The following is an 8937-nucleotide window of genomic DNA, read 5'->3' as shown; positions in this document are numbered from 1 at the left end:
GGACAGCACGACCACGCGTCCCTTGCCAGGTGGTGTGGGACGCGTCCCGTGCTCGACGTCCGGTCCCTCCGCGGTCGGCAAGTCGACAGTGGTCCGGTGCCTGCGCGAGCGGATACCGGACCTGCATTTCAGCGTCTCGGCCACGACGCGGGCGCCGCGGCCGGGCGAGGTCGACGGCGTCGACTACCACTTCGTCAGTCCCGCCCGCTTCCAGCAGCTCATCGACGACGGCGCGCTGCTGGAGTGGGCCGACATCCACGGCGGACTGCACCGTTCGGGCACCCTGGCCGAGCCGGTGCGCACCGCCACCGCCGCCGGGATCCCGGTACTCATCGAGGTCGACCTGGCCGGCGCCAGGGCGGTGAAAAAGGCGATGCCCGAGGCCATCACCGTCTTTCTGGCCCCACCCAGCTGGGAGGACCTGAAGTCCAGGCTCGTCGGCCGGGGCACCGAAACCCCGGAGGCCATGCGGCGTCGCCTCGAGACCGCCCGCATCGAAATGGCGGCCCAGGACGACTTCGACGAGGTCGTGGTCAACCGTCAATTGGAGTCCGCGTGCGCCGAATTGGTATCCTTGCTGGTGGAAACTGCGCCGGCTCGGCATGATGCGCCTGGCCAGACCAGTCAGAACAGATCCAATCGAGATTGAGCATCGAATTGCCAGCGGTAGTTAAGCCGTTTCGGGGCTCTGACCGCCTTCGTACTTTGAGGAGATTGACCTAAGTGACCATTCCGCAGTCCGACGCCGCGTTGGCCGCCGTCCCCGATCGGTTCGACCCCTCTGCGGGAGTGCAGGGCGCCTACGACACCCCGCTGGGCATCACCAACCCGCCCATCGACGAGCTGCTGGACCGCGTGTCGAGCAAGTACGCCCTGGTGATCTACGCCGCCAAGCGGGCCCGCCAGATCAACGATTACTACAACCAGCTCGGCGAGGGCATCCTCGAATACGTTGGGCCGCTGGTCGAGCCGGGGCTTCAGGAGAAGCCGCTGTCGATCGCCCTGCGCGAAATCCACGCCGACCTGCTCGAGCACACCGAGGGCGAGTAACAGGCCCGGCGCGCTGTGGACAACCGCGATCGGGTCGCGAAAAAAGTCGTCGTCGGGGTCTCCGGAGGCATCGCCGCCTACAAGGCGTGCACGGTCGTTCGTCAGCTCTCCGAGGCCGGCCACCTGGTCCGGGTCATCCCCACCGAATCCGCCTTGCGGTTCGTCGGGGCGGCCACCTTCGAGGCGCTCTCCGGCCAACCGGTGCACACCGGGGTTTTCGAAAACGTCCCGGAGGTGCCGCACGTCCAGCTCGGCCAGAAGGCCGATCTGGTCCTGGTGGCGCCCGCGACCGCGGACCTGCTGGCCCGCGCGGTGCACGGCCGCGCCGACGACCTGCTGACCGCAACCCTGCTGACGGCGAGGTGCCCGGTGCTGTTCGCGCCGGCGATGCACACCGAGATGTGGTTGCACCCGGCCACCGTCGACAACGTGGCGACGCTGCGGCGCCGCGGCGCGGTGGTGCTGGAACCCGCGTTCGGCCGGCTCACCGGCGCCGACAGCGGGTCAGGGCGGCTGCCCGAAGCGGAGGAGATCACCACGCTGGCCCAGCTGCTGCTGGAACGCCACGACGCGCTTCCCTACGACCTCGCCGGCTGCAAGGTGCTGGTGACCGCCGGTGGCACCCGCGAACCGATCGACCCGGTGCGCTTCATCGGCAACCGCAGCTCGGGCAAGCAGGGCTACGCGGTGGCGCGCGTCGCCGCCCAGCGCGGCGCCGAAGTCACGCTGATCGCCGGGCACACGGCGGGACTGATCGACCCCGCGGGCGTCGAGGTGGTTCACGTCAGCTCGGCGGAGCAGCTCGGCGACGCCGTGGCCAAGCACGCCCCCGCGGCCGACGTGCTGGTGATGGCGGCGGCGGTCGCCGACTTCCGGCCCGCGCAGGTTTCCGCCGCCAAGATCAAAAAGGGTGACGAGGGGCCACCGGCGATCGAGCTGGTGCGCAACGACGACGTGCTGGCCGGCGCGGTGCGGGCGCGCGCCAACGGCGAGCTGCCCAACATGCGGGCCATCGTCGGGTTCGCCGCGGAGACGGGCGATGCCAACGGGGATGTGCTGTTCCACGCCCGTGCCAAGCTGCGCCGCAAGGGCTGCGACCTGTTGGTGGTCAACGCGGTGGGCGACGGCAGGGCGTTCGAGGTGGACAGCAACGACGGGTGGTTGCTCGCCTCCGATGGCACCGAGTCGGCGCTGCAGCACGGCTCCAAGACGTTGATGGCCAGTCGTATCGTGGATGCGATCGCCACGTTTCTGCACGGCGGCGGGTAATACGGTTCGGTTCTCCTGTGGCGCCGGGCCAGGTGCTGGCCGGACGACGCCCGCCCATATAATTCGGTTAACTAATTATTCGGAAGGATTGAGATTGTGAGCGAAAATGGTCGCCTGTTTACCAGTGAGTCGGTGACTGAGGGACATCCCGACAAGATCTGTGACGCGATCAGCGACTCGGTCCTCGACGCCCTGCTGGCGCAGGACCCCCGCTCACGTGTCGCGGTCGAGACGCTGGTGACCACCGGCCAGGTGCACGTCGTCGGCGAGGTGACGACGACGGCGAAGGAGGCATTCGCCGACATCACCAACACGGTCCGCGAGCGCATCCTCGAGATCGGCTACGACTCGTCGGACAAGGGTTTCGACGGGGCGTCCTGCGGGGTGAACATCGGCATCGGCGCGCAGTCGCCCGACATCGCCCAGGGCGTCGACACCGCGTACGAGGCCCGGGTCGAGGGTGAGCGGGACCCGCTGGACGCCCAGGGCGCCGGTGACCAGGGCCTGATGTTCGGCTACGCGATCGCCGACACCCCCGAGTTGATGCCGCTGCCCATCGCGCTGGCGCACCGCCTGTCCCGGCGGCTGACCGAGGTGCGCAAGAACGGCGTGCTGCCCTACCTTCGCCCGGACGGCAAGACGCAGGTCACCATCGAATACGAAGACAACGTCCCGGTCCGGCTCGACACCGTGGTCATCTCCACCCAGCACGCGGCCGACATCGACCTCGAGCGCACCCTGACCCCCGACCTGCGGGAAAAGGTGGTCAACACCGTCCTCGACGACCTGGCTCACGACACGCTGGACACCTCGTCGACGCGGTTGCTTTTCAACCCGACCGGCAAGTTCGTCCTGGGTGGCCCGATGGGCGACGCGGGGCTGACCGGCCGCAAGATCATCGTCGACACGTACGGCGGGTGGGCCCGCCACGGTGGCGGTGCCTTCTCCGGCAAGGATCCGTCCAAGGTGGACCGCTCGGCGGCCTACGCGATGCGTTGGGTGGCCAAGAACATCGTCGCCGCCGGCCTCGCGGAGCGGGTCGAGGTGCAGGTGGCCTACGCCATCGGCAAAGCCGCCCCCGTCGGCCTGTTCGTCGAGACCTTCGGCACCGCCACGGTCGACCCGGTCAAGATCGAGAAGATCGTCCCGGAGGTGTTCGACCTGCGGCCCGGCGCCATCATCCGCGACCTGGACCTGCTGCGGCCGATCTACGCCCAGACCGCCGCGTACGGCCACTTCGGCCGCACCGACATCGAGCTGCCGTGGGAGCAGCTGAACAAGGTCGACGACCTCAAGCGCGCCGTCTAGGGGACGCCGGCCTTAGTGAACCGGTAGTCGTCCAGGTCGAATCGCCTGCTGCGCCAATAGGCCTCGACCGTGGTGGTGGGGCGCAGCGGCACGTCGCCGTTCTTGTCGAAGTAGTAGCTGTTGGCCAGCCGGCAGCTGTCCTGCCAGAAGATCTGCCGGTGCCGTCGGCGCATCATCTCGTCGAAGTACCGGTCGTTGGCTTCCTCGGTGACCTCGACGCGCGTCGCCCCCTCGCGCTCGGCCCGTTTGAGGCACCGCACGATGTGGTGGGTCTGCGTCTCGATGAGCGCGAAGTATGAAGAGCCGACGTAGCCGTACGGACCGAACACCGTGAACAGGTTGGGGAAATCGGGGACGCTGACTCCCTCGTAGGCCTGCAGCCGGTGTTCGTCCCAGAACCGGCTCAGGGATTTGCCGCCGCTTCCGGTGACCGCGAACGTCGGGACGTCGTCGGGGTCCATCACTTTGAAGCCGGTGGCCAGGATCAACACGTCGACGTCGTGGTTCTCGCCGTCGGTGGTGGCTACGGCCGCCGGTGTGATCTTGTCGATCGGCTCGGTGACCAGCCGCACGTTGTCCCGGTTGAACGTGGCCAGGTACTCGTTGTGGAAACCGGGGCGCTTGCAGCCGACCGCGTAGCGCGGGGTGAGCTGATCGCGCACCGTCGGGTCGTGAACCTGTTTGCGCAGATACGCCAGCCCCGCCGACTCCATCCTCTTGGCCAGCGGGATGACGGTGAAGTAGTGCGCGGAGATCGGGAAGGTGACTTCGACGAAGGCCTGGCTGAGTAACCGCTGCACGACTTTGCCGCCGGGGATCCGCATCGCCCAACGGGCCGGCGCGGGCAACGCGACGTCCAGCTTGGGGAAGCACCAAATCGGGGTGCGCTGAAAAACGGTGAGCTGCTTGACAATCGGCGCGATTTCGGGAATCACCTGAACGGCCGAGGCCCCGGTGCCGATGATCGCGACGCGCTTGCCGCTCAGGTCCTGGTCGTGATCCCAGCGTGCGGTGTGCATCGTGATGCCGCCGAAGCTGTCGACGCCGTCGATGTCGGGCAGGTTGGGCACGGTGAGCACGCCGCAGGCGCTGATCAGGAATCGGGCGGTCACCGTGCCGCCGGGGTCGGTCTGCACCCGCCACAGGCACTGTTCGTCGTCGAACTCGGCGGCTTGCACCTTGGTGTTCAACCGGATTCGCGATCGGAGCCCGTATTTGTCGACGCAGTGCTCGGCGTACGCCTTGAGCTCGCGCCCCCGCGCGTAGGTGCGCGACCAGTCCGGGCTCTGCTCGAAGGAGAACTGGTAGGAGAACGACGGAATGTCCACGGCGATACCGGGATAGGTGTTCCAGTGCCACGTCCCGCCGACCCCGTCGCCCGCCTCGACGACGAGATAGTTCGACAGCCCGGCGTTGTCGAGCTTGATGGCGGCGCCGATTCCGGAGAAGCCGGCGCCGACGATCAGCGTGTGGCAGTCGGGAGTGCTGCTCATCGGTGTCCGCCTAGGGGTGTAGTGCTTTCTTGAGTGCGGCCAGCCCCCGGTCGGTGGCATCGCCGGCCGCGGGAATCACCAGAGCGAAGCTGGCGTAGCCGTGCACCAGGTTCGGCTCGTTGCTCAATTCCGCGGCCACGCCGGCGCTGTCCAGCAGCTCGGCGTAGCGCGCCCCGTCGTCGCGCAGCGGATCGTGTTCGGCCGTGCCGATGTAGGCGGGCGGCAACCCGGACAGGTCCGTCGCGTTCGCCGGGGCCAGGGTGACGGGCAGTGCCGTCGGGTCGCTGATGTCGTGGTCGGGCAGATACCAGGACAGGAAGGCGTCGATCACGTCGCGGTCCAGGATGGGCGCGTTGGCGTTCTCGGTGTACGACGGCAGCGACAGGTCCGCGGTGACGACCGGGTACCACAACAGCTGGAAGCTGAGCTCGGGTCCGTCGTTCTGGCTGGCCAGATGCGCCATCACGGCGGCCAGGTTGCCGCCGGCCGAGTCGCCGGCGACGGCGATGCGGCTGGGGTCACCGCCCAGCTCGGCGGCGTGCTCGGCGACCCACTGCAACGCCGCCCAGGAGTCGTTGACCCCGGCCGGGAACGGATGCTCGGGCGCCAGCCGGTAGTCGACGGACACCACGATGGCCTCGGCCCCGACGGCGTGCGCGCGGGCGAGGGGGTCGTGGGTGTCCAGTCCGCCGAGGCAGAAGCCGCCGCCGTGGTAGAAGACGACGACGGGCAACGCCTCCTCCGGCTCCAGGGGCGGCCAGTAGATGCGCACGGGAATGTCGGTGAGCTCCCCGTGACCGATCGTGCGGTCCTCAATGCGCAGGTCCGGCAGCATTTCGGAAGGGACCTGGAGCAGCCGCAGGCGCGAGCGTGCAACCTCCACGCCGTCGGCTGCGCTGAAGGTCATCGGGAAGGCGTCGAGCAACGCCTTGAACGCCGGATCGATGCCGGGTCGGGCGAAGGTGGGCTCCGTCATGGATTCACCGTACGCCCCGCATTCACCCGCGCAGCCCGGTTCGCAGGGCCCTCAACCCGCGCTCCATCGCGGCGGTGGCGGCGGGCACCACACCGCCGTAACCGAGGTAGCCGTGCACCAGGGTCTCGGCGTTGTGCACCTCGACCAAAACGCCCGCTCCAGCCAGCCGCTCGCCGTACCGAATGCCGTCGTCGCGCAGCGGGTCGTGACCCGCGACGGCGATGTAGGCGGGCGGCAGGTTGGACACGTCTGCGGCACGTCCCGGCGCCATGCCCGGCGGCGGGGCGGACAAGTCGACTTCGCCCGCGTACCAACGCGAGAACTCGGCGACGGCCTTGACATCCAGGATCGGCGCGGCGGCGTTCTCGGTGAAGGACGGCAGCGAGGCATCCCACATTGTGGAGGGATACCACAGCAGCTGGAACGCGATGAGCGGCGCGCCGCTATCACGCGCCCGCTGTGCCGTTACGGCCGTGATGGTTCCGCCGGCTGAATCCCCGGCCAGGGCCAACCGATTCGGATTACCGCCCAACTCGCCGGCGTGCTCGGCGACCCAAAGCGTTGCGGCCCAGGCATCTTCGATAGCCGCGGGGTATGGATGCTCGGGTGCCAACCGATAGTCGACGGACACCACGATCGCGTCGGCGCCCACCGCGTGCTGGCGGGCCGTGCCGTCGTAGCTGTCGAGGTCACCCACGACGAAGCCACCGCCGTGGAAATACAGCACCACCGGCGGCGCGGTACTCCCGGTGCTTGCGCCCAAATCGATTGGTGGCCAATAGATCCGAATGCCGATCGGCCCCGCCGGACCCTGGATGGTGCGGTCTTCGACGCGCAGCTCCGGATGCAGTGGCCGGCGGGGCAGGTCGCGGAACCGCTGACGCGCGGCATCAACACCGTCGTCGGTGGATAGCCGGAAGGGAACCGCATCCAGTACCTTCTGCAGGATGGGGTCGATCGCGGGCTTTTCGTCGGCTGTGTTATCCAAGCTTGGCATGGACGTACCGTACGCACCGCGTCTGGTGTTCGGCGGCTGGGTGGTGGCCGGCTGGGCGGCCCTCGGCTATGGCGTCTACCTGACGGTGTTGGCGTTGGGTTCGCCGCCGGGAACGGAGCTGACCGGGCACTGGGTGCTCCAGCCGCTGTTCAAGGCGTCGATGGCGTTGTTGCTGACCGCCGCCGCGGTCGGCCACGCCGTCGTCCGCGAGCGGCGGTGGCTGATGCCGGCGCTGCTGCTGTCGGCCATCGGCGACTGGGCGCTGGCGATCCCGTGGTGGGAGCCGTCCTTCGTCGTGGGCCTGGCCGCATTCCTGTTGGCGCACTTGTGCTTCCTGGGCGCGCTCGTGCCCCTGGCGGCAAGGCGCCCGTCGAAGCCGCGCATCGCCGCCGTGGTGGCCATGTGCCTGGCCACCATCGCGCTGCTGGCGTGGTTCTGGCCGCACCTGGACAAGCTGAAGCTTCCGGTGACGGCCTACATCCTCGTGCTGACCGCGATGGTGTGCGCCGCGCTGGTGGCGCAGCTGCCGACGATCTGGACGGCGGTGGGGGCGGTGTGTTTCGCGGTGTCCGATTCGCTGATCGCCATCGGCCGATTCATCCTGGGCAACGAGGCACTGGCGGTGCCGATCTGGTGGTCGTACGCCGCCGCGCTGATCCTGATGACGGCCGGGTTCTTCTTCGGTCGTGAGGCGCCGGCCGACGCCGACCCCGTGAAACCGGCCGAAAGCTGATCCCGGACGGTAAAGGCGTTGAGCAGCAACATAATTCGGCGCGCAGGGGTGCCGTGAGCGGCGCCGTGCGCACGCCCGTTCAGGTGGAACCCATCGCGCGGGTGCTGCCGATGCTCTCGGTTCCGCACCTGGACCGTGAGTTCGACTACCTGGTGTCGGCCGAGCAGTCCGACGACGCCCAGCCCGGGGCGCGGGTGCGGGTGCGGTTTCACGGCCGCCTGGTCGACGCCTTCTTGCTGGAGCGCCGCAATGACACCGATCATCAGGGCAAGCTCGGCTATCTGGACCGCGTCGTGTCGGCCGAACCCGTGCTGACGCCGGAGATCCGCCGGTTGGTCGATGCGGTGGCGGCGCGCTACGCCGGGACCCGGCCGGACGTGCTGCGGCTGGCGGTGCCGGCCCGGCACGCCCGGGTGGAGCGGGAACCGACGACGCCCCACCGGTTGCCGGTGCCCGCGCCCGTCGACCCGTCGGCGTGGGATGGGTACGCGCGAGGCGCCCAGTTCCTGGCCGCCCTGGCCGAGTCGCGGGCCGCGCGGGCCGTCTGGCAGGCGCTGCCGGGGGAGTCGTGGGCGGACCGATTCGCCGAAGCCGCCGTGCAAACCATTCTGGCCGGACGGGCGGTGCTGGGGATCGTTCCCGATCAGCGGGACCTGGACGCGCTGTGGCGGGCCGCGACCGCGCGGATCGACGAGAGCGGCGTGGTGGCGCTGTCGGCCGGGCTGGGGCCGGCGGCCCGGTACCGGCGGTGGCTCGCGGCGCTGCGCGGTCAGGCACGGCTGGTGATCGGCACTCGCAGCGCGGTTTTCGCTCCGCTCAGCGACCTGGGGCTCGTCATGGTGTGGGCCGACGCCGACGACTCGCTCGCCGAGCCGCGGGCGCCCTACCCGCACGCCCGCGAGGTGGCGATGCTGCGGGCCCATCAGGCGCGCTGTGCGGCGCTGATCGGGGGTTACGCGCGCACCGCGGAAGCCCAGGCGCTGGTGCGCAGTGGGTGGGCGCACGACATCGTCGCGACCCGGGCGGTGGTGCGCGCCCGCACCCCACGGGTGGTCGCCCTCGACGACACGGGCTACGCCGACGAACGCGACCCGGCCGCGCGCACCGCGCG

8 protein-coding genes and 1 pseudogene are annotated in these 8937 nt (G+C 69.4%); 6 read left to right on the top strand and 3 right to left on the bottom strand.

Annotation, left to right across the window (positions count from 1 at the left end; genetic code table 11):
- The first annotated feature begins 22 nt into the window (after positions 1 to 22).
- From gmk to metK, 4 genes are all read left to right on the top strand, one after another.
- Entirely contained in the window at positions 23 to 649 is a 627-nt protein-coding gene (gene gmk, locus A5711_RS13735; protein WP_067947324.1) for a guanylate kinase, read from the top strand.
- A 74-nt stretch (positions 650 to 723) separates the two neighbouring features.
- Positions 724 to 1050, top strand: coding sequence for a DNA-directed RNA polymerase subunit omega (rpoZ, locus tag A5711_RS13730; RefSeq protein WP_067947322.1), 327 nt, complete (start codon positions 724 to 726; stop codon positions 1048 to 1050).
- 15 nt (positions 1051 to 1065) lie between these two features.
- The gene (coaBC, locus tag A5711_RS13725; protein ID WP_067947320.1) at positions 1066 to 2319 is read left to right on the top strand and encodes a bifunctional phosphopantothenoylcysteine decarboxylase/phosphopantothenate--cysteine ligase CoaBC; all 1254 of its coding nucleotides are present in this window, start codon (positions 1066 to 1068) and stop codon (positions 2317 to 2319) included.
- 96 nt (positions 2320 to 2415) lie between these two features.
- Positions 2416 to 3627, top strand: coding sequence for a methionine adenosyltransferase (metK, locus tag A5711_RS13720; RefSeq protein WP_067947318.1), 1212 nt, complete (start codon positions 2416 to 2418; stop codon positions 3625 to 3627).
- Here the strand turns inward: metK and A5711_RS13715 are convergent.
- From A5711_RS13715 to A5711_RS13705, 3 genes are read right to left on the bottom strand one after another with little or no spacing between them, the layout of a single operon-like run.
- The gene (locus tag A5711_RS13715; RefSeq protein ID WP_067947316.1) at positions 3624 to 5120 is read right to left on the bottom strand and encodes an NAD(P)/FAD-dependent oxidoreductase; all 1497 of its coding nucleotides are present in this window, start codon (positions 5118 to 5120) and stop codon (positions 3624 to 3626) included. The genes metK and A5711_RS13715 overlap by 4 nt on opposite strands.
- 10 nt (positions 5121 to 5130) lie before the next feature.
- Positions 5131 to 6096 carry an alpha/beta hydrolase gene (locus A5711_RS13710; RefSeq protein WP_067947315.1) on the bottom strand — a complete coding sequence of 322 codons (966 nt, stop codon included), beginning with the start codon at positions 6094 to 6096 and terminating at the stop codon, positions 5131 to 5133.
- 22 nt (positions 6097 to 6118) lie between these two features.
- On the bottom strand, positions 6119 to 7093 hold the full coding sequence (locus A5711_RS13705) for an alpha/beta hydrolase (protein ID WP_067947313.1): 975 nt from the start codon (positions 7091 to 7093) through the stop codon (positions 6119 to 6121).
- On the opposite strand from A5711_RS13705, the gene A5711_RS13700 reads away from it, so the two are divergent.
- Together A5711_RS13700 and A5711_RS13695 are read left to right on the top strand one after the other, a co-directional pair.
- On the top strand, positions 7092 to 7826 hold the full coding sequence (locus tag A5711_RS13700; RefSeq protein ID WP_067947311.1) for a lysoplasmalogenase: 735 nt from the start codon (positions 7092 to 7094) through the stop codon (positions 7824 to 7826). The genes A5711_RS13705 and A5711_RS13700 overlap by 2 nt on opposite strands.
- Positions 7827 to 7936: 110 nt before the next feature.
- A pseudogene (locus A5711_RS13695) lies at positions 7937 to 8937 on the top strand (primosome assembly protein PriA); the annotation flags it as partial.

It is taken from the genome of Mycobacterium sp. E2238, from assembly GCF_001672665.1.
In the GTDB taxonomy this organism is placed as follows: Bacteria; Actinomycetota; Actinomycetes; order Mycobacteriales; family Mycobacteriaceae; genus Mycobacterium.
Note: the sequence above shows the minus strand (reverse complement) of the source record. Positions and strands in the feature narration are given on the sequence as shown.